We start from the raw sequence: 22,673 nt of genomic DNA on the forward strand, positions 1-22,673 counted from the left end.
ACATCCATTGAGCCGGAGCTTTGCCTCTGCGGCAAATTTCTTGCCTCAGAGGCAAAAAACCTCAGGACGTGCCGCTACCGGTTGGCCACCGCCTGCTTCACCAGTGTCTTGCTGAAGTCCCACATCAGCCCGCTGCCGCTGTGCGCGTCGTCCATGACGTCGGTGAAGGCGTCGACGAACCGGTCCACTTCCTTCTCCCCGACGACGAGCGGCGGGATCAGCTTGATGACCTCCAGATGGTCGCCGGAGACCTGGGTGAGGATCCGGTGCCGCTGGAGGAGGGGGACGACCACCATCTGCGCGAACAGCCCCTTGCGCGCGGCCTGGAGCATGGTCCAGCGGCTGCGCAGCTTCAGCGACTTGGGCCTGCCGAACTCGATGCCGATCATCAGGCCACGGCCGCGGACGTCGGCGAGCAGCTCGTACTTGTCGATCAGCGCGGTGAGCCGGGAGCGCAGCAGGTCGCCCGTGACGCGGGCGTTCGCGACGATCTGCTCGTTCTCCATGACCGAGAGAACCGCGAGCCCGGCCGCCATCGCCTGGGCGTTGGATCCGAAGCTCGCCGAGTGCACCAGCACCCGGTCCATCGACGAGTAGACCTTCTTGAAGATCCAGTCCTTGCCGAGGGTGGCGCCGACCGGCACATAGCCGCCGGAGAGCGCCTTGGCCACGCACACCAGGTCGGGCTCGACCCCGTCCTCGTGCTGGTAGGCGTAGAAGTCCCCGGTCCGTCCGAGCCCGGTCTGCACCTCGTCGGCGATGAGCAGCGCCTTGTGTTTGCGCAGCAGTTCCTGCGCGGCCCGCAGATAGCCGGGCGGGGGCTCGTGCACGCCCTTGCCCTGGATCGGCTCCACGACCAGGGCGGCCACGTCGCCCTTCTTCAACTCCCGTGCCAGTGCGTCGAGATCGCCGAGAGGTACGGCGGTGTCGGGCAGCAGGGGCGCGAATCCGTCCCGGAAGCCCGACTCTCCGTTGACCGACAGCGACCCGGTGGTCAGCCCGTGGAAGGCATGGTCGCAGTACAGGACCCTGGGCTTCCCGGTGGCGTACCGGGCGAACTTCAGAGCGGTCTCCACCGCCTCGGTGCCGCTGTTGCCGAAGAAGACCCGGTCCAGGTGCGGGCTGTGGGCGAGGAGCTTCTCGGCCAGCAGCCCGGGCAGCGGCTGGCAGTCGAAGCGGGTGAGGTCGGCGAGCTGGGCGTCGAGGACGTCGTGCAGTGCCTTGCGGACGACGGGGTGGTGGCGCCCCAGGCCCATGACTCCGAACCCGGCGAGCATGTCCAGGTAGTCGTTGCCGTCCGCGTCCCAGAAGTAGGCGCCCTCGCCGCGCTCGTAGACCTTGTCGAAGCCGATGGTGTGCAGCATGCGCGGGAGCTGGTGGTTCAGGTACCTGCCGTGCAGCTCGTAGCGCTCGGCTCCGCGCTCGGCCAGGAGTCTGCCGAGGTCGAACTCCGTGGTCATTCAGCCTTCTCCCTGACTTCGGTCTGTGCCTTCACGGCCAGACTCGCGCTGATCCGCCCCGCCACCTCGACCGGCGTCAGACCGATGTCGGCGAGCACCTCGCCCCGCTTGGCGTGCGCGAGGAACTGCTCCGGGATCCCGAACCGCCTTACGGGTACGTCGACTTCGGCGTCACCGAGCGCCAACGCGACGGCGGCGCCCACTCCGGCGGCCCGGCTGTTGTCCTCGACGACGGCGACCAGCCGGTGTTCCGCGGCGAGGCCCGGCAGCGAGGGGTCGACGGGCTTGACCCAACGCGGGTCCACCACCGTGCAGTTGATACCGCGCGCCGCCAGCAGCTCGGCGGCCTGGAGGCACACCGGGGCCATCACACCGACGGCGACCAGCAGCACCTCGGGCCGCTCCCCGCGATGCAGCACGTCCAGGCCACCGACCCGGTCGATCGCCGGCACCGAGGGCCCCACCGATTCCTTCGGGAACCGCACCAGGGTCGGCGCGTCGTCCACGGCGACCGCCTCCCGCAGCTGCGCCCGCAGCTGGTCGGCGTCCCGAGGAGCCGCGATCCTCAGTCCGGGGACGACCTGGAGGATCGACATGTCCCACATGCCGTTGTGGGAGGCCCCGTCGACGCCCGTGACCCCGGCCCGGTCCAGGACGAACGTGACCCCGCAGCGGTGCAGGGCGACGTCCATCAGGAGCTGGTCGAAGGCCCGGTTCAGGAAGGTCGCGTACACGGCGACGACCGGATGCAGCCCACCTGTGGCGAGGCCTGCGGCGGAGACCGCCGCGTGCTGCTCGGCGATACCGACGTCCCACACCCGGTCCGGGAAACGCGCCGCGAACTTCCCGAGGCCCACCGGGTGCAGCATGGCCGCCGTGATCGCCACGACGTCCTCCCGCTCCTCGCCGATCGCGACTATCTCGTCGCCGAACACCGAGGTCCAGGAGGGCCCGTTGGACGGCGCGAGCGGCTCACAGGTGAGGGGGTCCATCACACCGACGGTGTGGAAGTGGTCCTCCTCATGAGCCAGGGCGGGCTCGTAACCGCGCCCCTTCTCCGTCAGGCAGTGGACGAGCACCGGCCCGTGGAAGCGCTTGGCGCGCCTCAGCGCCGACTCCACGGCCCCGATGTCGTGTCCGTCGATCGGGCCGACGTACTTCAGCCCGAGGTCCTCGAACATGCCCTGCGGCGCGAAGGCGTCCTTGAAGCCCTTCTTCGCGCCGTGCAGGGACTCGTAGACGGTGTTGCCGACCAGCGGGGTTCTGAGGAGTACGTCCTTCCCCCAGGCCAGCACCTTCTCGTAGCCGTCGGTCGTGCGCAGGGTGGCCAGGTGGTTGGCGAGCCCGCCGATGGTCGGCGAGTACGACCGCTCGTTGTCGTTGACGACGATGATCAGCGGCCGGTCCTTGGCGGCCGCGATGTTGTTCAGCGCCTCCCAGGCCATGCCGCCGGTGAGCGCGCCGTCGCCGATGACCGCGACGACATGCCCCTTCGCCCCCTGCACCTGGCGGGCCTTGGCGAGCCCGTCGGCCCAGCCGAGCGCGGTGGAGGCGTGGCTGTTCTCGACGATGTCGTGCTCGGACTCCTCACGCGAGGGGTAGCCGGACAGGCCGCCCTTGCCGCGCAGCTTGGAGAAGTCCTGACGTCCCGTCAGGATCTTGTGCACATAGCTCTGATGGCCGGTGTCCCACACGATGCGGTCGACCGGTGACTCGAAGACCCGGTGGAGCGCGATGGAGAGTTCCACCACCCCCAGGTTGGGCCCGAGGTGTCCGCCGGTCCTGGCGACCGCGTGCACCAGGAACTCCCTGATTTCCTCGGACAGTTCACCGAGATCCGATTCGGACAGCGCCTTCAGGTCGCGTGGTCCCCGGATGTTCTCCAGAATGGTCACGCTCGGGCCCCCTTCGGTCCGTGCTGTTCAACTCACGGTGACGGCCGGCTCCCCCGACGCGACGCCGTCCTGCTCCATCTGCTCGGCGATCTTCATCGCCTCTTCGATGAGGGTCTCCACGATCTTCGACTCGGGGACGGTCTTGATGACCTCGCCCTTCACGAAGATCTGCCCCTTGCCGTTGCCGGAGGCGACCCCGAGGTCCGCCTCCCGTGCCTCGCCGGGACCGTTGACCACACATCCCATCACCGCGACCCGCAGGGGCACCTCCATGCCCTCGAGACCCGCCGTGACCTCGTCAGCCAGCTTGTAGACGTCGACCTGCGCGCGCCCGCAGGAGGGACACGACACGATCTCCAGCCGGCGCTGCCGCAGGTTCAGCGACTCCAGGATCTGGATGCCGACCTTGACCTCCTCGACCGGCGGGGCGCTCAGCGACACCCGGATGGTGTCGCCGATCCCCCTGCTGAGCAGCGCACCGAAGGCCACCGCCGACTTGATCGTCCCCTGGAAGGCGGGCCCGGCCTCCGTGACCCCCAGGTGCAACGGGTAGTCGCACTGCTCGGCGAGCAGCGTGTAGGCGCTGACCATCACCACGGGATCGTTGTGCTTGACGGAGATCTTGATGTCCCGGAAGCCGTGCTCCTCGAACAACGACGCTTCCCACAACGCCGATTCGACCAGCGCCTCGGGGGTCGCCTTGCCGTACTTCTGGAGCAGCCGGCGGTCCAGCGACCCGGCGTTGACCCCGATCCGGATCGGCGTGCCGTGGTCCTTCGCGGCCCGCGCGATCTCCTTGACCTTGTCGTCGAACTGCTTGATGTTGCCGGGATTGACGCGTACGGCCGCGCAGCCGGCCTCGATCGCCGCGAACACGTACTTGGGCTGGAAGTGGATGTCCGCGATCACCGGGATCTGCGACTTGCGCGCGATGGTCGCCAGGGCGTCCGCGTCGTCCTGGGTGGGACAGGCGACGCGGACGATCTGGCAGCCGGACGCGGTGAGTTCGGCGATCTGCTGGAGGGTGGCGCCGATGTCCGACGTACGGGTCGTCGTCATCGACTGCACCGACACCGGGGCCCCGCCCCCGACCGCCACCGGTCCGACGTGGATCTGCCGCGACAGGCGCCGCTCGGCGATCGGCCGGACCGGTACCTCGGGGACGCCCAAGGAAATGGCGGTCATGGCGCTACTCGCGGTTTCCGGAGACCGTCTCGCGCATGGCGCGCAGCGATTCCTTGAGCGAGCCCATGGTGGCGAGGACGGCGGTGGGCTCGTAGCCGCAGTGCGCCATGCAGTTGGCGCACCGCGGGTCCTTGCCGCGGCCGTACTTGTCCCAGTCGGTCTCCTCGATGAGTTCGCGGTACGTCGGCACGTAGCCGTCGCTCATCAGGTAGCAGGGCCGCTGCCAGCCGAACAGGGAGTAGTTCGGGATCGCCCACGCCGTGCACGGGAAGTCGACCTTGCCCTCCAGGAAGTCCAGGAAGAGCGGGGAGTGGTTGAGCCGCCACTTCTTGCGGTTGCCGCCGGCGAAGGCCTTCTTGAACAGCTCCCGGGTCTGTTCCACGCCCAGGAAGTGCTCCTGGTCGGGCGCCTTCTCGTAGGCGTAGGCGGGGGAGATCATCATCTCGTCGACCTTGAGGTCGTCGTTGAGGTAGTTGAGCACCTCGATGATGGTCTGCGGGGTGTCCGTGTTGAAGAAGGTCGAGTTGGTGGTGACCCGGAAGCCGCGCTTCTTTGCCTCCTTGATCGCCTCGACCGCCTCGTCGAACACACCCTCCTTCGCCACCGACTCGTCGTGCCGCTCGCGCAGCCCGTCGATGTGCACGGCGAAGGCGAAGTACGGGGAGGGCTTGAACTTGTCCATCTTCTTGCGCAGCAGCATGGCGTTGGTGCAGAGGAAGACGTACTTCTTCCTCGCCACCAACTGCCGCACGATCTCGTCGATCTGAGGGTGCATCAGCGGCTCACCGCCGGCGATGGACACCATCGGGGCACCGGACTCAAGGACCGCCCCGACGGCCTGGGCCACCGGCATGCGCTGCTTGAGCACCCCGGCGGGGTGCTGGATCTTGCCGCAGCCCTCGCATGCGAGGTTGCACGCGAAGAGGGGCTCCAGCTCCACGATCAGCGGGAACTTCTCCCGCTTGCGGAGCTTTTGTTCGGCCAAGTATGTAGCGACCTTGATGGTCTGGCGAAGCGGCATGGCCATCTGGCTCACCTCCTGGGGAGCAGCAAGGAACGGTGCCATTCATAGAAAGCAGGAAGAACGGAACGAAGAACACGGAAGGCCGATATTCCACCGCGTACCGTGCCGATCCGGACGAGTTCATGCTGTGGAGCGTCCACGACCACCCGGACGGCCGCAACGGGGCGCTCGCCCGCGCGCACGGCGCTCAGGAGCGTGGCCGCGGACTCCATGTCGACCGCGATCGCGCCGGTCGCGAGCAGATCCGACCGCTCGTGACCGCGGACGACGTGATCGGAGCCGGTGAGCGGCCCGGTATGCACGGTGCGTCCCGGTACGGCCCGTACGAGCTCCTTGACGAGTAGGTCGGTCTCCACACACGGAACGGTTCCGTCCGGATGCCGTGTCTCCTCGGCGACCACCAGATCGCCGGGGTGCATCCCGGGGGCGAGCCCCGCGCAGAAGCCGGTGGCCAGTACGGCGGCCCCGTCGAGCAGGGGGTCGGCCAGTCGGCGGGTGACGGACCGTTCCGCCGCCTTGGGGCCCATGCCCGTGCGGAGCACGGTGACCGGCCCGCCGGCCCCGCCGCGCTCTCCCGTGCGCAGGGCGAGCTGCTCGATGCCGAGGGCGCAGGCGATCAGCAGCGGGGCGCTGGCGGGCCGGGTGCTCATCAGAGGGCCTCGGGCCGGGAGAACGGTTCTCCATGGACGTAGCGGCCGAGTGCGGTGAGCGGGAAGACCTGCCGGTAGAGGTGGTAGTTGATGGAGAAGTCCCAGGGGAAACCGGTGCCGGTGAAGTAGGGCTCGTCCCAGGATCCGTCCTCGCGCTGGGTGCTCGCGAGCCACTCGATGCCCCGCTCGACCGCCTTGGAGTCCCTCTCCCCCGCGGCCAGCAGCGCCATCAGCGCCCAGGCCGTCTGCGAGGCCGTGGAGGCACCGCGACCGCTCCACTCCTTGGCGTACTTGTAGGAGCGCAGGTCCTCGCCCCAGCCGCCGTCGTCGTTCTGCACCTTCTCCAGCCAGGCCACGGCCCGCCGGATCGCCGGGTGCGAGGCGGGCAGACCGGCGGCCGTCAGCGCGGGCACCACCGAGCCGGTGCCGTAGACGTAGTTGACGCCCCAGCGCCCGAACCACGAGCCGTCCGGCTCCTGTTCGGCGAGCAGCCAGTCGATGCCCCGCCGGGTGCGCGGGTCGTGCGCGAGCCCCTCGACGGCCAGCATCTCCACCACATGCGCGGTGACGTCGGCGGACGGCGGATCGATGACCTCGCCGAAGTCGCAGAACGGCAGCCGGTTGGGGAACGGACTGGTGTTGTCCACGTCGAAGGCGCCCCACGCGCCGTTCTTCGACTGCATCCCGAGGTTCCAGCGCACTCCGCGCCCGATGGCCTTCTCGATCCGTTCGGGGTCGTGGTGCCTGACCCGGCGCAGGGCGAGGGCGACCTCGGCGGTGTCGTCGATGTCGGGGTAGTTGTCGTTGTGGAACTCGAACGCCCAGCCGCCCGGCGGGAGTTGAGGCCGCTTCACCGCCCAGTCGCCGGGGCGCACGATCTCCTCGCCGAGCATCCAGTCCGCCGCCTTGACGAGCTGCGGATGGTCGGCGGGCACTCCCGCGTCGGCGAGCGCGATGGTGGCGAGGCAGGTGTCCCACACCGGCGACTGGCAGGCCTCGATCATCCGGGACCCGTCCTCACGCCAGATGGCGAAGCGGTCCAGGGACTCCAGCCCGGCCCGCATGACCGGGTGCTCCAGGTCATAGCCGACCAGGTGCAGGGCGATCACCGAGTACACGGCCGGCGGCTGGATGCCACCCCAGCAGCCGTCGTTCTCCTGCCGCTCGATGATCCAGCGGGCCGCGCTGTTCATCGCTGCTCTGCGGAGTCTGCGCGGGGCGACCTTGCGCAGCTGGTGCAGCGCCTTGTCCAGACGCTGGAAGGCGCCGTCCCAACTCGCCACCGGGGCAAGGGGCTTGGCAGGGTTCGGGTCGGCCGGGTCGATGTGCAGCTCATCGAGCGGGAAGGGCGCGGGCCGGACCGGCCGCTTCGCGGAGACGATCGTCAGCGGGACGATGGTCTGGCGGGCCCAGCAGCCGAAGTCGTAGATGTTGAGCGGCATCCACTGGGGGAAGTAGATGAGTTCCGGCGGGAGTTCGGGCAGGTCCTCCCACTTCCACCAGCCGAACAGGGCGAGCCAGATCCGGGTGAACACCCGGGCGGCGGCGATACCGCCCTGAGCGCGGATCCAGGCGGAGGCCTTCGCCATGTGCGGGGCGTCGGGCGCGTCGCCGTCCAGGCGGAGAGCGACGTACGCCTCGATGGTGGTGGAGAGTTCGCCGGGCCCGCCGTAGAAGCCGGCCCAGGTGCCGTCCTCGCGCTGCTCGCCGCGGATGAACTGGGCGGCGGCACGGGTGGTCGACTCGTCACGGATACCCAGGAACTGACGGAGCAGCAGGTCCTCGGCGTCCATCGTGACGTTGGTCTCGAGGTCGCCCTTCCACCAGCCCTCGGCGTCCTGCCGGGCGAGCAGGTGCTCGGTGGCGCGCTGTACGGCACGTACGGCGGCTTCTTGTATCCCGGCCGCCACGGGGGTGTCGAGGTGGATTTCGCTGGCCGCGGCAGCGCGGGGCGGGAGGGCCCCGGTGCTTCCGTCGGTCGTCGCTGTCATGGCTTCCCCTTCGTGCAGTGTGCAATGTGGTGCTCTGCTGTGGGTCCGCCGTCGGCCGGTGCCTTTCCTTTCCTCGCAGCACCGGCCGGCGACTACGCGAGGGCTATTCGACCGATAGTGATCATCTCTTTCGTACGACGACGAAGTCGGCGAGCGCCGTGAACCGGTCCCGTACCCGGTCGGGCATGTCAATGGCGTTCAGGGCCTCGATGGCGACGGCGTGCTGACGGCGGGCCTCCGCCGCCGTCCACTCGCGACCTCCGGCCTCCTCGATGAGGGCGGCACGGGCCGCGAACTCCTCCTCGGAGAAGTTCTCGAAGTCGCTGCTCTTGGCGTCGGCGGCGAGGATCTCGCCGAGTCGCTCGGAGGCGGCACCGCCCGCCGCGAGCGCGGCCACGACCGGCAGCGACTTCTTGCGCTGGCGCAGATCGCTCCAGGTCTGCTTGCCGGTGGAGACCGGGTCGCCCCAGATGCCGAGGAGGTCGTCGACGGCCTGGAAGGCGAGGCCGAGGTGGTAGCCGTACTTCTCCAGGGTGTCGGCGGTGCGGTCGTCCGCGCCGCCGAGCACCGCGCCGATGGAGGAGGCGCAGGCGAGCAGGGCGCCGGTCTTGTTGCCCTCCATCTCCAGGCACTCCTCGACGCTGACGCGGTCGCGGTGCTCGTAGGAGATGTCCTGGGCCTGGCCGTCGATCAGGGCGCGGGTGGCGGTGGTCAGACGGCGGGTGGCGCGACCTGCCTCGACCGTGCCGAGCTCGAGCAGGACCTCGTTGGCCAGGGCGAACAGGGCGTCGCCGACCAGGATGGCCTGGGCGGGGCCGTGCACCTTCCACACGGTGTCGCGGTGGCGGCGCTGCTCGTCGCCGTCCATCAGGTCGTCGTGCAGCAGAGAGAAGTTGTGGACCAGTTCGACGGCGACGGCGCCGGGGATGCCGGTCTCCGGCGGGGCGCCTGTGACCTCGGCCGAGAGCACCGCGAGGGCGGGGCGCACGGCCTTGCCGCCGTCCCCGTCCGCGGGGTTGCCCTGGGCGTCGATCCAGCCGAAGTGGTAGGCGGAAACGGTGTCCATCGGGGGTGCCAGACGGTCGACGGCCGCCTTCAGCTCCGGTGTGGCCAGGGTCCGGCCGCGCTCGAGGAGCGCGGTCACGTCCACCGCGGTCCTCGCAGCGGCTGTCTCTGCCGGGGGCACAGTGGGCACGGTCTCTCCTCTTGTTGCGGTACCGGAGGTGCTGGGGCCTGACGCGCCGTGCTGATCGAGCATCACGCGGCCTCCTCGAACTCGAAGAGGCGGGCGGGGCGGGGCCGGCCCAGGGCGGCGAGAGCGGCGTCCGCCGCACTCACACCGCTGCGGACCGCACTCTCCATGGTCGCGGGCCACCCTGTGGCGGTCCACGCGCCGGCCAGGTAGAGGCCGGGGGCTTTCGTACGGGCACCGGGCCGCAGCCGTCCGACGCCGGGGGCCGGAGCGAACGTCGCCGTGCGCTCCCGGGTCACGAAGAAGTCCTTCACCTCGGCGCCGCGCGCGAGCGGAAGCAGCCGCTCCAGCTCGGGCAGATAGCGCTCGCGCAGCGCGGCCACCGGCTCGTCGATCTCGTCGTGCGCGGCCGACTGGGACAGGGCGAGGTACTGGCCCTCGCGCAGCCCGGAGGCGGCGGTGCGGTCGAAGACCCACTGCACCGGGGTGCCGAGGGCCGCGAAGAACGGCTTGTCGAGCACCTTGCGGTCGTAGACGACATGGACGTTGAGGATCGGCGCGGTGCCGATGTCCCGAAGATTTTCCGGGGCGTCCAGCGCGCCCTCCGGCAGCAGGTCACACGCCTCGTCCTGGGCGACGGCGAGGACCACCGCGTCGGCCCGGAGCGTCTCCCCGGGAACCTGAACGCTCCAAGTGCCGTTCTCGTCAGTAGAGATGGAGGTGACGCGTGTACGGACCTCGGTACGCACGCCCGCGGAGTCGAGCGCCTTGCGGGCGAGCCGGTCATGCAGTTCACCGAGCGGGACGTGCGCCCAGCCGATGTCGGCCGCGCCCGGGTCGGACAGCAGACCGGTCTTGAACACCATCGCGGCGAGCGCCAGCGAGGCGTCGCCCGCGACCGCGTTGAGGGTGGCGACCCCGACCAGGTCCCACAGGGCCTCGACGGCACGCGCCGACTGACCGTGCGCGGTCAGCCAGCTGCCGAAGTCCTGTGCGTCCAGGCTCGGATCGGCGAGGTCGAGCCCCTTGAGCGCGAGCGCGGCACGCCCCACCCTGGCCCGCTCGGCGAGTGAGAGATGTGGATAGGTCGCGAGGCTGCGCCCCAGATGCAGGGGCACCGGCAGCGCGTCGCGCCGCAGTCTGCCGAGCCGTCGGCCCTCGGGCCGGGCCACGTCGAGCACGGGCACGTCGAGGCGATTCTGCAGCGGCGCCAGCGCCGTTCCCTCGATGCGGTCGAGGAACCAGCGGTAGGCGGTGCAGCAGCGCAGGTAGACGTGCTGTCCGTTGTCGACGGTCAGTTCGCCGCGCTGGAAGGAGAAGGCGAGCCCGCCCAGGCGTGGTCTGCCTTCGAGCAGGGTGACACGCACCCCGGCGTCGGCAAGCGCGAGCGCGGCCGTGATTCCGGCGAGCCCACCGCCGATCACGACGGCGTCCCGCCCGGACTGCTGCCCGTCGGTCATCGCACACCCTCCCCTGCGCGGACGCCGTGGTGCTTGAACGGTGCACGGCCGGCCGTTGCAGTCAGGGACGCCGTCCTCGAGCGGAGGGTTGCGTGCCACTTTTCTCCGGTGGCATCACCTTGGACCGAATTGTCCATCAGGCGCGCCTCCTGACGGCCTGGCGCGTCACATGCCGTGCGTCCAGGCCCGACAGGCCGCGGACGGCGACGTACGCCTTCTCGCGTCCGGGCAGCGAGACCCGGCCGCGCAGCACCGCCTCGGGGTCGCGCTCGATGCGGTCGAGCAGACGGCGGTAGATGCCGGCCATGGCGGCGACACAGGCACCGCTGCGCCGGTCGAGCATCGGGAGCAGCCGGTAGCCCTCGGCGAAAAGGGCGCGGGCCCGTCGCACTTCGAAGTGCACGAGGCCCGCGAAGTCGGCGCCCTCCGGTGGTTTCGGCCCCTTGAAGCCGGCCGAGCAGCCGAACTTCGCGAGGTCGTCGGCGGGCAGATAGATGCGTCCGCCCTCGGCGTCCTCGCGGACGTCTCTGAGGATGTTGGTGAGCTGGAGCGCAAGACCGAGCGTGTCGGCATACTCCGGCGCGCGTTCGCCGGCGCGCGCCCCCGGTTCGGTGCCGAACACACCGAGCGAGAGCCGTCCGATGGCGCCCGCCACACACCGGCAGTACACCTTCAGGTCGTCCCAGGTCTCGTAGCTCTCGCCGCGTACGTCCATCAGGACGCCGTCGATCAGCTCGTCCAGGCCGCCCAGCGGGATCGGGAAGGTCTCTGCGGCATGGGCGAGGGCGACGGCCACCGGATCGGTGTCGTCCTCGTCGACCGAGCCTTCCCGCACCCGGGTCAGCATCGCCCGGGTGTCCTCGAGTCTCGCGGTCTTCACGTCGTCCGCCAGCGCGCCGTCGCCGATGTCGTCGACGCGCCGTGAGAACGCGTAGAGCGCCGACATCGCACGCCGCTTGGACGTGGGCAGCAGCCTGATGCCGTACGCGAAGTTGCGCGCCTGCTGTCCGGTCACGGTCTCGCAGTAGCTGTAGGCGGCGAGTACCGGTGCGGACACATGCGGTGGTGACTCCACGGTCCGGATCACCCCTCTCCTCGCAGAGTGACGCCCACCTCGCGCAGCAGCTGGAGCCTGCCGGGCTTGGGCGGGCCGGGAAGTACGTCGTGTTCTGCGGCGGCGATCGCACGGAGCGCCGCCCTTCCCCCCGCCACGAACCCTGCGAGCAGCAGCTTCAGTCTGCCGTGGACGCTACGCACCAGGGGGGCGCCTTCATTCAGGAGTTCGCGGGCGCGTTGTGATTCGTATGCAACCAGAGCGCGCACCGATGCGCCCGCGGTTTTCGCGGCGAGATCCGCTTCCTGGACGTGAAAGCGCTTCATGTCCTCGGCGGGCAGATAGATCCGGTCGCGGCCGAGGTCCTCGGCGACGTCCTGGAGGTGTTCGACGATCTGGAGGGCCGTGCAGATCGCGTCCGAGAGACGGATCCGCTCGGGGGTCGAGGTGCCGGTGACGGCGAGCACGAGACGGCCGACGGGGTTGGCGGACAGCTCGCAGTAGGCGAGCAGGTCGTCGTAGGTCTCGTAGCGGGTGACGAGCTGGTCCTGGCGGTTGGCGGCGATCAGGCCGAGGAAGGGCTCGGGGGTCAGCGAGCGGCGGCGGACCGTGGCCTGGAGGCGGCGCAGCAGGGGGTGGCCCGGGGTTCCCTCGAAGACCCGGTCCAGGTCGGCCTCGAAGGCGTCCAGGAGGAGCAACCGGTCCTCGGCCTCCGCGGGCGACACGCCGAGCAGTCTCGCGTCGGCTCCGCCGGGGGCCAGGTCGCCGTCGCCGATGTCGTCGACGAGCCGGGCGAAACCGTAGACCGCGACGAGATCGGTGCGCCAGTCCTTGGGCAGGAAGAACGGAGCCACGGGGAAGTTCTCCCCCGCGGCCTTGTCGAGCGTGCCGCGCTCCGGATCGCCGGCGCGCGCCGTACCGGTTGCCGTCACCGCTCACTGCCCGGGGCAGGGACGGCACGGGCTGGGCGGAGCTGGGGATCTTCGGTCGCCATTGCCGTCACAACTCCCGTTCTACACCGCAGACCCAATACAGACTATTTCGGACACGCCGCCCGGCCGTCGGCGCAGCGCCCCAGTGATCGGGTGTCGCGCATTATCGCCCCACTTGCCGCGATTAGGCACCCGTACAGCTTACGTTGTACAACGCGGCAAGGATCGTCGGGGTGTCCTGCACATCACAACAACACACCGATTGGCCCCAAGATTCCTAAGGGGGCACGAAGTTGACGTTTCCTTTGCAGACGCGGGGCCCCGCCGGAACAGTTCCGGCGGGGCCCGGTCAAGCGGAGCGGTCCTGTTCGTCCGCGGCGCAGTGGACTACTTGCCCGTGAACTTCTCGTACTCCTTGATGACCTCGTCGGTCGGGCCGTCCATGCGCAGCTCGCCGCGTTCCAGCCACAGGACGCGGTTGCAGGTGTCACGGATCGACTTGTTGTTGTGACTGACGAGAAACACTGTTCCCGCGGTCTCGCGCAGCTCGCGGATGCGGGCCTCGGAGCGCTTCTGGAAGGAGCGGTCGCCGGTGGCCAGGGCCTCGTCGATCATGAGTACGTCGTGGTCCTTGGCGGCGGCGATGGAGAAGCGCAGGCGGGCCGCCATGCCGGAGGAGTACGTGCGCATCGGAAGGGTGATGAAGTCACCCTTCTCGTTGATCCCGGAGAAGTCGACGATCTCCTGGTAGCGCTCCCTGATCTGCTCCCGGGTCATGCCCATCGCGAGCCCGCCCAGGATGACGTTCCGCTCTCCGGTGAGGTCGTTCATCAGGGCCGCGTTGACGCCGAGCAGGGAGGGCTGGCCGTGGGTGTAGACGCGGCCGCTCTCGGCGGGCAGCAGACCCGCGATGGCGCGCAGGAGGGTCGACTTGCCGGAACCGTTGGAGCCGATGAGGCCGATCGCCTCGCCCTTGTAGGCGACGAAGGAGACGCCCTTGACGGCGTGCACCTTACGCACGCCCCGCGCCGCGTCGTCGGAGCCTCGCTTGAGGATGCGGCTGAGCGCGGCGGTCGCGCTGCCCTTGCCTGTCTTGGCGCCGTTGACGCGGTAGACGATGTGCAGCTCGTCCGCGATGACGGTGGGAGTGTGCTCGTCCGCGATGACGCTGGGGGTGTGCTCGTCCCTGATGTCCTCAGCCACGGCCGTACCTTTCCTCCGCCTTCCAGAAGTACACGAAACCGCCGAGCGCGAAGAGCGCGGCCCAGCCGCCCGCGGCCGCCCAGACGTGGTCGGGCAGGTTCTCTGCGCCGTACTCGTCGATCAGGGCGAAGCGCATCAGGTCCATGTAGATGGCCGCGGGGTTCCACTGGAGCACCGTGGCGAGCCACTGCGGCTTGTCGGCCAGCATGACCGGGATCGAGAACATCACGCCGGACGCGTACATCCAGGTGCGCATCACGAACGGCATGAGCTGCGCCAGGTCGGGGGTCTTGGCACCGGCGCGGGCCATGATCAGCGCGAGGCCGGTGTTGAACAGGAACTGAAGGATCAGCACCGGGACGATCAGCGCCCAGGACAGGTCCGGGTAGTGGCCGAAGCCGACCGCCACGGCGAACAGCACGACCATCGAGAACAGCAGCTGCTGGAGCTGCTGGAGCGCGAAGGAGATCGGCAGGGAGGCACGCGGGAAGTGCAGCGCGCGGACCAGGCCGAGGTTGCCGGAGATGGCGCGGACGCCCGCCATGACGGAGCTCTGCGTGAAGGTGAACACGAAGACGCCCGTGACCAGGAACGGGATGTAGACGTCCTTGGGCATGCCCCGGCTGGCGTTCAGGATGACGCCGAAGATGAAGAAGTACACGGCGGCGTTGAGCAGCGGCGTCGCCACCTGCCACAGCTGGCCGAGCTTGGCCTGGCTGTACTGGGCGGTCAGCTTCGCCCGCGAGAACGCGAGGATGAAGTGGCGCCGGTCCCAGAGCTGGCGGACGTACTCGACGAGTGAGGGCCTGGCGCCGCTCACGGTCAGGCCGTTCCGGGCGGCGAGCTGTGCCGCCGTCAGGCCTTCGTCGGGCGACGCGGGCGCGCTCACCGCGACCGTGCCGTCGTGCGTTGTCTCACTCACTGATGGATAGCTTTCCTCTTCGGGATGCGCGGCCTGTGCGGGGCAGGGCATGAGCGTGGGGCCGCGGTGCGGCCCGGTTGCTCTCAGGGACGAGCTTGTCAGATGACCGGGGGCCGGCCCAGTCGGGTCAGGCGCCAGACGGTACGCCACTTCATCGGCCTGCGCGGTCCGCACGGCGTGCTCCAGCCCTCCCGGAAGCCGCCGAACCAGGCCTTCAGTGCGGGGCGCGAGGGGCGGCGCAGCAGGGTGAGGAGCAGCCAGACGCCGAGATAGACCGGGACCAGCGGCGCGGGCAGGTTGCGGCGGGCGAGCCAGACGCGGTTGCGGGCGACCATGCGGTGGTAGACCGCGTGCCGCGAGGGCGCGGTCGTCGGGTGGTACAGCACCATGTCGGACCGGTAGTCGATCATCCAGCCCGCGTCGAGGGCCCGCCATGCCAGGTCGGTTTCCTCGTGGGCGTAGAAGAACTCGTCCGGGAGGCCGCCGACTTCGGCGAAGACCTGGGTGCGTACGGCGTTGGCGCCGCCGAGGAAGGTGGTGACCCGGGAGGAGCGCATCGGGTCGGCGGCCCGCAGCCGGGGGACGTGCCGGCGCTGGGTGACCCCGGTGTCGGGGTCGGCGATGCGGAAGCTGACGATGCCGAGCGTCGGGTCGGCCTCGAAGGCCTGGCGGCACAGTTCGGCGGTGTCGTGGTTCGGGAGAAGGCCGTCGTCGTCGAGGAAGAGCAATACGTCGACGTCGCGGCCGCTGGGACCGAAGGCCTCGATGCCGACGTTGCGGCCGCCGGGGATGCCGAGGTTCTCCGGCAGCTCGATCGTGCGGACGCCGTCGGGGACGTCCGGGACGGGCGAGCCGTTGCCGACGACGACCACCTGGACCGGGTCGCCGTCCTGCTTGGCGACCGAGTCGAGCAGGGCGCGCAGCTCCTCGGGGCGGTTGCCCATGGTGATGATGACCGCGCCGACCTTCATGCCGGTGCTCACTTCAGCCTGCTGGAGGCGAGGATCGACACGAGGTGCAGCAGGGTCTGGAGCAGGGCGATACCGGCGAGCACCGCGACGCCGAGCCGCGAGAAGAACAGGTCGTCGCGCAGCTGGTCCGCTATCGCGAGGACCAGGATCAGCAGGGAGGCCTCGATGCCGAGGATCAGCCGGTGGAACTTGAACGCGGCGGCGGCCCGGCGGGCCAGTGCCATGCCGGAGGAGCGCATCTCGGCGGCCGCCTCCTGGACCGGCGGCTTCCCGGTCTGGTGGCGGGCGACGCCGACCAGGTCGGTCTCGGCCTTGATCAGAATGGCGCCGAGGGCGGCCAGGGTGCCGAGGAAGGCCCACAGCCAGTCGATACGACCGCTGCCGAACACGTCGGCGGCGCGCAGACCGAAGCCGACGAGCACGGCGGCATCGGTGAGGTAGGCGCCGACCCGGTCGAGGTAGACGCCGCCCAGCGAGTACTGCTTCTTCCAGCGCGCGATCTCGCCGTCGACGCAGTCCAGCAGGAGGTACATCTGGACGCACACCACGCCGAGCACGGCTCCCGGGATCCCCGGCACCAGGAGGGCCGGGGCCGCGAGGACACCGAAGACGGTCATCAGGTACGTGAGCTGGTTGGGTGTGACCTTGGTGTTCACCAGGTAGCGGTCCACCCGGAGGGACACCTCACGCATGTAGAGGCGTCCCATCCAGTGCTCACCGCTGCGCCGGTCCTTGACCCCCGCGGGGTGGACGACCGGACGGAGTTCAGCTACCGATGGCCTTGACATAGTCGGTGTAGATGTCCTTGATCTGGTCGGTCTTGAGGTCGAGGTGTTCGAGGATGGTGTAGCGGCCGGGGCGGGTCTGCGGGGCGAACTCCACGGCACGGACGAACTCCGCGGGCGTGAAGCCGATCTCCTCCGGCAGGACCGGCAGTCCGTGCCGGCGCAGTACCTGGGCCATGTACGCCGATTCCTCGTGGGCTCCGCGCAGGTACATCGCGAAGGCCGCGCCCAGGCCGCACTGCTCGCCGTGGGCGGCGGCGCGCTTGGGGTAGAGCAGGTCGAACGCGTGGTTGATCTCGTGGCAGGAGCCGGACGCGGGCCGTGAGTCGCCCGAGATCGACATCGCGACGCCGGTGAGGACGAGGGCCTCGGCGAGCACCTGGAGGAAGTCGTTGTCGCCGACACCTCCCGGGTGCCGGAGCACGGCCTCGCCGGCCTGGCGGGCCATGGCGGCCGCGAGTCCGTCGATCTTCTCGCCCTTGACGCGGTTCGCCAGCTCCCAGTCGGCGATCGCGTTGATGTTGGAGACCGCGTCGCCGATACCCGCGCGCACGAAGCGCACCGGGGCCTCGCGGATGACGTCGAGGTCGATGACGGCCGCTATCGGGTTGGGCACGCCGTACGAGCCGCGGCCCGCGTCGTTGTCGAGGGTCGCGACGGGCGAGCACAGGCCGTCGTGCGCGAGATTGGTCGGTACGGCGACCAGGGGCAGGCCGATGCGCGCCGCGGCGAACTTGGCACAGTCGATGATCTTGCCGCCGCCGAGTCCGACGACCGCGTCGTAGTGGCCGGCCTTCATCTCGCCGGCCAGCCGGATCGCGTCGTCGAGGGTGCCGCCACCGACCTCGTACCAGGTGGCGCCGGGCAGGGCGGGAGCAAGCCGCTCCTGCAGCTTGGCGCCGGAGCCGTTGCTGACGGCGACGGCCAGCTTGCCGGAGTGCGAGATCCGCTCGTCGGCGAGCACACCGGCCAGGTCGTCGAGGGCACCGGGGCGGATGTCCACGACGACCGGCGCGGGAATCAGCCTTGTCAGTAGCGGCACGCGATCTCCCGTCCGCGGGCGAGATCGTCGTGGTTGTCGATCTCCACCCACTGGACGTCGCCGATCGGCGCGACGTCGATGCGGAAGCCGCGGTTCACGAGCTCCTGGTAGCCGTGCTCGTAGAACTGCTGCGGGTCGGTCTCCCAGACCGTCTTCAGGGCGTCGGCCAGTTCCGGGGCGGCGGCGCCCTCGATGAGGGTGACGCCGATGTACTCGCCGGTGGCCTCGGCCGGGTCCATCAGCTTGGTGATCTTCGTCATGCCCTTCTCGGCGTCGACGACGACCTTCATCTCCTCGTCGGCGAGGGACTTCACGGTGTCCAGGGCGAGGATGATCCGCTTGCCCTCGCCGCGGGCGGCGAGCAGCGTCTTCTCGACGGAGACCGGGTGCACGGTGTCGCCGTTGGCGAGGATCACGCCGTCCTTGAGGGCGTCACGGCCGCACCACAGGGAGTAGGCGTTGTTCCACTCCTCGGCCTTGTCGTTGTCGATGAGGGTGAGCTTGAGACCGTACTTCGCCTCCAGCGCTTCCCTGCGCTCGTACACGGCTTCCTTGCGGTAGCCGACGATGATCCCGACCTCGGTCAGACCGATCTCGGCGAAGTTGCCGAGGGTCAGGTCGAGAACCGTGGGTTCGCCCTCTATGCCCGCGGGGCCCACCGGCACCAGAGCCTTGGGAAGGCTGTCGGTGTAGGGGCGCAGACGGCGTCCGGCGCCGGCCGCCAGCACGAGGCCGATCATGCGGGTTCTCCTTCATCGTGTACGGCGGGCGCCCCTGCGGACACCCAGAAGCGGATGCTCTCGACGAGCACCAGCAGGGCCACCGCCACGGCCAGGACCGTGAGCGCGACCGTGAACTGCGAAGCGGTGAGCAGCGCGGCCAGGACGGTGACGAGCAGCGTCCGTCCCTCGTGCCCCCCGATGGCGCGCACCAGCCAGGCCGGGGGCGCTCCGGCGTTGCCGCGGATGCGGTACACCGTGTCGTAGTGATGGTAGGCGACGGCGGCCACCAGTCCGAAAGCCGCGGGAAGGGCTCCGTTCACGTCCGCTGTGGCCGCGAGGATCAGGACGGTGCCGTATTCGGCGGCGCGGAAGAGCGGGGGGACGAGCCAGTCCAGGGGGCCCTTGAGGGGGCGGTACAGGGCCTGAGCGGCGGCGATCGCGTAGACGAAGGCACCGGCGACGGGTGCCCAGGTCATTCCCGAGAAGAGGGCGACGGCCAGGACGACCGTGCCGGCCAGGGCCACCAGGAACGGGGCACCGAGCGGGGCGCGCGCGACCCGTGTCAGGAGTCCGGCCGGCGGCCCGTTGTCCGCCAGGTCCGCCAGCGCCTGCGCCGCCCGGTCCGTGCGCTGCGCCTTGCGGGTCAGCGAGCGCAGGACCCGGCCCGCCGTCGTGTAGGTCGCCGCGAAGGCGCACCCGATGAGAAGGGCGTAGAAGGTGATACGAGGAGTGGTGGCCGCCGTCAGGACGGCGATCATCGCCCAGCGCTCCCCGATCGGCAGGACGATCATCCGCCGTACCCACACCGTCCAGCCGACGCTGTCGAGCTTGTCCGAAAGGGCCGCCGTGGGGCTGGTGTTGGCGGTCGCGTCGTGGTTGGCCTCGTTGAACGAGAAGTCGACGACGTGCCGGCAGGTCTGCAGGATCATCGCGCCCAGCGCCAGCGCCCAGACGTCGTCGCCGCCGCGGGCCGCTCCGAGGGCGAGGCCCGCGTAGTAGGCGTACTCCTTGGCCCGGTCGAAGGTGGCGTCGAGCCAGGCGCCGAGCGTGGAGTACTGGAGGGAGTAGCGGGCGAGCTGGCCGTCGGTGCAGTCCAGGACGAAGGACGCGATGAGCAGGACGCCGGCGGCGATGAACCCGCCTCGGGTACCGGTGGCCGCGCAGGCCGCCGCTATGAGCGCGGTGATCAGGGAGGCGGTGGTGACCTGGTTCGGGGTCAGCCCGCGGCGGGCGCACCAGCGGGCGAGGTAGCGGGAGTAGGGGCTGATGAAGTGTGTGGTGAAGAAGCCGTCCCGGGACTTCACGGCCGACTTCAGGCGTACGGCCTCGTCGTCGACGTCCGCGACGGCCTGCCGTGCCTCGTTGCGGGCCTGCGGGTCGGCGGGGACGGCGGCGACCAGGCTGCCGAGCTCGGGCCGGTACACCTCGGCGCCGTCGTCGGCCAGCGCGGTGACGATGCGGTCGGGGAGGCTGTCCACCGCCAGCGCCGTGCCGCCGCCCGCGGAGTTGTCGCGGGCCAGCGCCCGGGTGAGCGTCACGCGCCCTTCGGGCTGTGCGGTGACGGCACCGGGCACGGCGGCGAGCGGGAAGCGGGGGTCGGTGAGGCCGAGGCGCAGGGCGTGCACGTGGCCGACGAAGCGGGCGTCGACGAGGGCGACGCGCTGCTCGCAGGGTGCCTCGGCGACCAGTCGCTCGGCGTCGGCGGCGTCCACAGCGACCCGCACGTCGAAGCCGAGGGACCGCAGATCACCCTCGATCGACGATCCGGGGACCGGCTGACCGGTGAGGATGGCGGTCGACAACCGAACTCACTCCCTGGGTGCCGACGCGCGGGCGCCGGTCATGTGCACGATGGGGGCGCCCCTTGGCTGCACCAGGCGGGCGGCATGTCGGCAGAGGCTATCGGATGCCAAGAAGACTGCGTTCACCGCCCGTTAACGGGCCGATCAACGCCGCCTCCCCAGGCCTTTGCCGCGATCATCATCGGTGATCCGGGCCCCCGCTCACAAACCGCGCCCCACAGAGCGGACATCCGGGACATCGCCGGGAGGCAGGAGCGTCGGCATAGGGTGGGCGACCATGACGTGGCTGATCACCGGCGGTGCCGGGTACATAGGGGCGCATGTGGCGCGGGCCATGACGGGGGCCGGGGAGCGGGTGCTCGTCCTGGACGACCTCTCGGCGGGCGTACCCGCACGGCTTCCCGCCGACGTGCCGCTGGTGCGGGGCTCCTCACTCGACGGCGGACTGCTGAAGCGGGTGCTGGCCGAACACGCGGTGACGGGTGTGGTGCATCTCGCGGCGCGCAAGCAGGTCGCGGAGTCGGTGGCACAGCCGACCCGCTACTACCAGGAGAACCTCGGCGGCCTCGCGACCCTTCTGGAGGCGGTCGCGGAAGCCGGTGTCGAGCGCTTCCTGTTCTCCTCGTCGGCGGCCGTCTACGGCAACCCCGATGTGGAACTGATCACGGAGGAGACGCCGTGCGCCCCCGTGAACCCGTACGGCGAGACGAAGCTCGCCGGGGAGTGGCTGGTGCGAGCGGCCGGGCAGGCCCACGGGATCTCCACCGTCTGCCTGCGCTACTTCAACGTCGCCGGGGCCGCGACGCCGGAACTCGCGGACACCGGGGTCTTCAACATCGTGCCCATGGTCTTCGACCGGCTCACGCGCGGCGAGGCCCCGCGGATCTTCGGCGACGACTACCCGACGCCGGACGGCACCTGCGTCCGTGACTACATCCATGTGTCCGACCTGGCCGAGGCCCATCTCGCGGCGGCCCGGCACCTGAGCGGACAGAGCGGTGATCTGACGGTCAACATCGGTCGCGGCGAGGGCGTGTCCGTGCGCGAGATGGTCACGGTGATCGGTGAGGTGACCGGAGACCGACGGCCGGCCGTCGTGGAGCCCCGGCGTCCGGGAGACGCGCCCGTGTCGGTGGCCTCGGCCGCCCGGGCCGCCGGGACGCTCGGCTGGAGCGCGCGGCGAGGAGTGCGCGAGATGATCGACTCCGCGTGGCGGGGCTGGCTGCTGCACCACCACTGAGGGCGCCCTGACCTGCGCTTCGTTTCCGCAGGTCAGGGCACATGACAACGGTGTTCAGTGCCGCGTTGCCGGATACCCCCCACCCGTAGTTCACTGTGATCCCGGACGCTGTTCGGGACCAACGCGTAGGAGGCGGCTTCCATGGGGGCAGGGCACGATCACGGGCACTCGCACGCGCCGGCCGGCGGTACGGCGTCCGCGGCGTACGTCGGCAGACTGCGGGTGGCGCTGTCGATCACGCTCACCGTCATGGTGGTCGAGATCGTCGGCGGTTTCCTCGCGGACTCCCTCGCCCTGGTCGCCGACGCGGCGCACATGGCGACGGACGCGCTGGGCCTCGGCATGGCCCTCCTCGCGATCCACTTCGCGAACCGCCCGGCGACCGGCAACCGCACCTTCGGGTACGCCCGCGCCGAGATCCTCGCCGCCCTCGCGAACTGTCTGCTGCTGCTCGGCGTCGGCGGCTACGTCCTGTACGAGGCGATCCAGCGGTTCGTCACGCCGGCCGGCACCGAGGGCGGGCTGACCATCGTGTTCGGCGCCATCGGTCTGGTCGCGAACATGATCTCGCTGACCCTGCTGATGCGCGGCCAGAAGGAGAGCCTGAACGTCCGGGGGGCGTTCCTGGAGGTCGCCGCGGACGCGCTGGGTTCGGTCGCGGTGCTGATCTCGGCCGTGGTGATCCTCACCGCGGGCTGGCAGGCCGCCGACCCGATCGCGTCCCTCGTCATCGGCCTGATGATCGTGCCGCGCACCGTCAAGCTGCTGCGCGAAACCCTCGACGTCCTGCTGGAGTCGGCCCCCAAGGACGTCGACATGACGGAGGTGCGCACGCACATCCTGGACCTGGACGGCGTGGAGGACGTCCACGACCTGCACGCCTGGACGATCACCTCGGGCATGCCGGTGCTGTCCGCGCACGTGGTCGTGCGCTCCGACGTCCTCAGCGCGATCGGTCACGAGAAGATGCTGCACGAACTCCAGAACTGCCTCGGCGACCACTTCGACGTGGAGCACTGCACCTTCCAGCTGGAGCCGAGCGGGCACGCGGAACACGAGGCACGACTGTGCCACTGACACACGTGTACGGTGCATGAAACGCCCGTTCTGACGGAATGCACCGATCCGGCGCACCTTTGCGTC

General features: G+C 70.0%; 20 protein-coding genes. 2 read left to right on the forward strand and 18 right to left on the reverse strand.

The genetic code is table 11. The features are described 5' to 3' along the window. Positions 1–74: 74 nt before the first annotated feature. From RNB18_RS24550 to RNB18_RS24635, 18 genes are all read right to left on the reverse strand, one after another. Positions 75–1,460: an aspartate aminotransferase family protein gene (locus RNB18_RS24550; protein ID WP_311716265.1), complete on the reverse strand. Its 1,386-nt coding sequence runs from the start codon at positions 1,458–1,460 to the stop codon at positions 75–77. Next, the gene (gene dxs, locus RNB18_RS24555) at positions 1,457–3,355 is read right to left on the reverse strand and encodes a 1-deoxy-D-xylulose-5-phosphate synthase (RefSeq protein ID WP_311716266.1); all 1,899 of its coding nucleotides are present in this window, start codon (positions 3,353–3,355) and stop codon (positions 1,457–1,459) included. The genes RNB18_RS24550 and dxs overlap by 4 nt, the downstream gene beginning before the upstream one ends. A gap of 27 nt (positions 3,356–3,382) precedes the next feature. Next, positions 3,383–4,540, reverse strand: a complete 1,158-nt coding sequence (ispG, locus tag RNB18_RS24560; protein ID WP_057610206.1) for a flavodoxin-dependent (E)-4-hydroxy-3-methylbut-2-enyl-diphosphate synthase — start codon at positions 4,538–4,540, stop codon at positions 3,383–3,385. 4 nt (positions 4,541–4,544) lie between these two features. Beyond that, the gene (gene hpnH / locus RNB18_RS24565; RefSeq protein WP_311716267.1) at positions 4,545–5,567 is read right to left on the reverse strand and encodes an adenosyl-hopene transferase HpnH; all 1,023 of its coding nucleotides are present in this window, start codon (positions 5,565–5,567) and stop codon (positions 4,545–4,547) included. A gap of 5 nt (positions 5,568–5,572) precedes the next feature. Further along, positions 5,573–6,214, reverse strand: coding sequence for a phosphorylase family protein (locus RNB18_RS24570; RefSeq protein ID WP_311716268.1), 642 nt, complete (start codon positions 6,212–6,214; stop codon positions 5,573–5,575). After that, positions 6,214–8,205 (reverse strand): squalene--hopene cyclase, encoded by a 1,992-nt coding sequence (shc, locus tag RNB18_RS24575; protein ID WP_311716269.1) that lies wholly within the window; start codon positions 8,203–8,205, stop codon positions 6,214–6,216. Before shc ends, RNB18_RS24570 begins: the two co-directional genes overlap by 1 nt. 121 nt (positions 8,206–8,326) lie before the next feature. Further along, positions 8,327–9,391: a polyprenyl synthetase family protein gene (locus RNB18_RS24580; protein ID WP_311716401.1), complete on the reverse strand. Its 1,065-nt coding sequence runs from the start codon at positions 9,389–9,391 to the stop codon at positions 8,327–8,329. A gap of 71 nt (positions 9,392–9,462) precedes the next feature. After that, positions 9,463–10,857: a hydroxysqualene dehydroxylase HpnE gene (hpnE, locus tag RNB18_RS24585; RefSeq protein WP_311716270.1), complete on the reverse strand. Its 1,395-nt coding sequence runs from the start codon at positions 10,855–10,857 to the stop codon at positions 9,463–9,465. Then, a complete protein-coding gene (locus RNB18_RS24590) occupies positions 10,854–10,994 on the reverse strand; it encodes a DUF6380 family protein (protein ID WP_311716271.1) in 141 nt (46 codons plus the stop codon). The genes hpnE and RNB18_RS24590 overlap by 4 nt, the downstream gene beginning before the upstream one ends. Beyond that, entirely contained in the window at positions 10,994–11,944 is a 951-nt protein-coding gene (hpnD, locus tag RNB18_RS24595) for a presqualene diphosphate synthase HpnD (protein WP_311716272.1), read from the reverse strand. Before hpnD ends, RNB18_RS24590 begins: the two co-directional genes overlap by 1 nt. Beyond that, positions 11,941–12,843, reverse strand: coding sequence for a squalene synthase HpnC (hpnC, locus tag RNB18_RS24600; protein WP_311716273.1), 903 nt, complete (start codon positions 12,841–12,843; stop codon positions 11,941–11,943). Before hpnC ends, hpnD begins: the two co-directional genes overlap by 4 nt. A 387-nt stretch (positions 12,844–13,230) precedes the next feature. Further along, positions 13,231–14,046, reverse strand: coding sequence for an ABC transporter ATP-binding protein (locus RNB18_RS24605; RefSeq protein WP_394817658.1), 816 nt, complete (start codon positions 14,044–14,046; stop codon positions 13,231–13,233). Next, entirely contained in the window at positions 14,039–14,968 is a 930-nt protein-coding gene (locus RNB18_RS24610) for an ABC transporter permease (protein WP_311716274.1), read from the reverse strand. Before RNB18_RS24610 ends, RNB18_RS24605 begins: the two co-directional genes overlap by 8 nt. A 98-nt stretch (positions 14,969–15,066) precedes the next feature. Beyond that, positions 15,067–15,939 (reverse strand): glycosyltransferase family 2 protein, encoded by an 873-nt coding sequence (locus RNB18_RS24615; protein ID WP_394817665.1) that lies wholly within the window; start codon positions 15,937–15,939, stop codon positions 15,067–15,069. A gap of 8 nt (positions 15,940–15,947) precedes the next feature. Continuing rightward, positions 15,948–16,727, reverse strand: coding sequence for a CDP-alcohol phosphatidyltransferase family protein (locus RNB18_RS24620; RefSeq protein WP_079072546.1), 780 nt, complete (start codon positions 16,725–16,727; stop codon positions 15,948–15,950). Continuing rightward, a complete protein-coding gene (locus tag RNB18_RS24625; protein ID WP_311716276.1) occupies positions 16,705–17,766 on the reverse strand; it encodes an iron-containing alcohol dehydrogenase family protein in 1,062 nt (353 codons plus the stop codon). The genes RNB18_RS24620 and RNB18_RS24625 overlap by 23 nt, the downstream gene beginning before the upstream one ends. Further along, the gene (locus RNB18_RS24630) at positions 17,754–18,506 is read right to left on the reverse strand and encodes a phosphocholine cytidylyltransferase family protein (protein ID WP_311716277.1); all 753 of its coding nucleotides are present in this window, start codon (positions 18,504–18,506) and stop codon (positions 17,754–17,756) included. The genes RNB18_RS24625 and RNB18_RS24630 overlap by 13 nt, the downstream gene beginning before the upstream one ends. Continuing rightward, positions 18,503–20,290, reverse strand: coding sequence for a DUF5941 domain-containing protein (locus tag RNB18_RS24635; protein ID WP_311716278.1), 1,788 nt, complete (start codon positions 20,288–20,290; stop codon positions 18,503–18,505). Before RNB18_RS24635 ends, RNB18_RS24630 begins: the two co-directional genes overlap by 4 nt. Positions 20,291–20,567: 277 nt before the next feature. Between RNB18_RS24635 and galE the strand changes: the two genes are divergently transcribed. Both galE and RNB18_RS24645 read left to right on the forward strand, forming a co-directional pair. Further along, positions 20,568–21,530: a UDP-glucose 4-epimerase GalE gene (galE, locus tag RNB18_RS24640; RefSeq protein ID WP_059209387.1), complete on the forward strand. Its 963-nt coding sequence runs from the start codon at positions 20,568–20,570 to the stop codon at positions 21,528–21,530. A 141-nt stretch (positions 21,531–21,671) separates the two neighbouring features. Continuing rightward, a complete protein-coding gene (locus RNB18_RS24645) occupies positions 21,672–22,607 on the forward strand; it encodes a cation diffusion facilitator family transporter (RefSeq protein WP_311716279.1) in 936 nt (311 codons plus the stop codon). Positions 22,608–22,673: the final 66 nt, after the last annotated feature.

It is taken from the genome of Streptomyces doebereineriae, from assembly GCF_031845645.1.
GTDB classification, from domain to species: Bacteria; Actinomycetota; Actinomycetes; order Streptomycetales; family Streptomycetaceae; genus Streptomyces; species Streptomyces canus.

Excerpts from the sequence above, each read along its gene's own strand:
- RNB18_RS24550 (WP_311716265.1), bottom strand. The coding sequence starts at position 1,460 with ATGACCACGGAGTTCGACCTCGGCAGACTCCTGGCCGAGCGCGGAGCC.
- ispG (WP_057610206.1), bottom strand. The coding sequence starts at position 4,540 with ATGACCGCCATTTCCTTGGGCGTCCCCGAGGTACCGGTCCGGCCGATC.
- hpnH (WP_311716267.1), bottom strand. The coding sequence starts at position 5,567 with ATGGCCATGCCGCTTCGCCAGACCATCAAGGTCGCTACATACTTGGCC.
- RNB18_RS24570 (WP_311716268.1), bottom strand. The coding sequence starts at position 6,214 with ATGAGCACCCGGCCCGCCAGCGCCCCGCTGCTGATCGCCTGCGCCCTC.
- shc (WP_311716269.1), bottom strand. The coding sequence starts at position 8,205 with ATGACAGCGACGACCGACGGAAGCACCGGGGCCCTCCCGCCCCGCGCT.
- hpnE (WP_311716270.1), bottom strand. The coding sequence starts at position 10,857 with ATGACCGACGGGCAGCAGTCCGGGCGGGACGCCGTCGTGATCGGCGGT.
- RNB18_RS24590 (WP_311716271.1), bottom strand. The coding sequence starts at position 10,994 with ATGGACAATTCGGTCCAAGGTGATGCCACCGGAGAAAAGTGGCACGCA.
- RNB18_RS24615 (WP_394817665.1), bottom strand. The coding sequence starts at position 15,939 with ATGAAGGTCGGCGCGGTCATCATCACCATGGGCAACCGCCCCGAGGAG.
- RNB18_RS24620 (WP_079072546.1), bottom strand. The coding sequence starts at position 16,727 with ATGTCAAGGCCATCGGTAGCTGAACTCCGTCCGGTCGTCCACCCCGCG.
- RNB18_RS24630 (WP_311716277.1), bottom strand. The coding sequence starts at position 18,506 with ATGATCGGCCTCGTGCTGGCGGCCGGCGCCGGACGCCGTCTGCGCCCC.
- galE (WP_059209387.1), top strand. The coding sequence starts at position 20,568 with ATGACGTGGCTGATCACCGGCGGTGCCGGGTACATAGGGGCGCATGTG.
- RNB18_RS24645 (WP_311716279.1), top strand. The coding sequence starts at position 21,672 with ATGGGGGCAGGGCACGATCACGGGCACTCGCACGCGCCGGCCGGCGGT.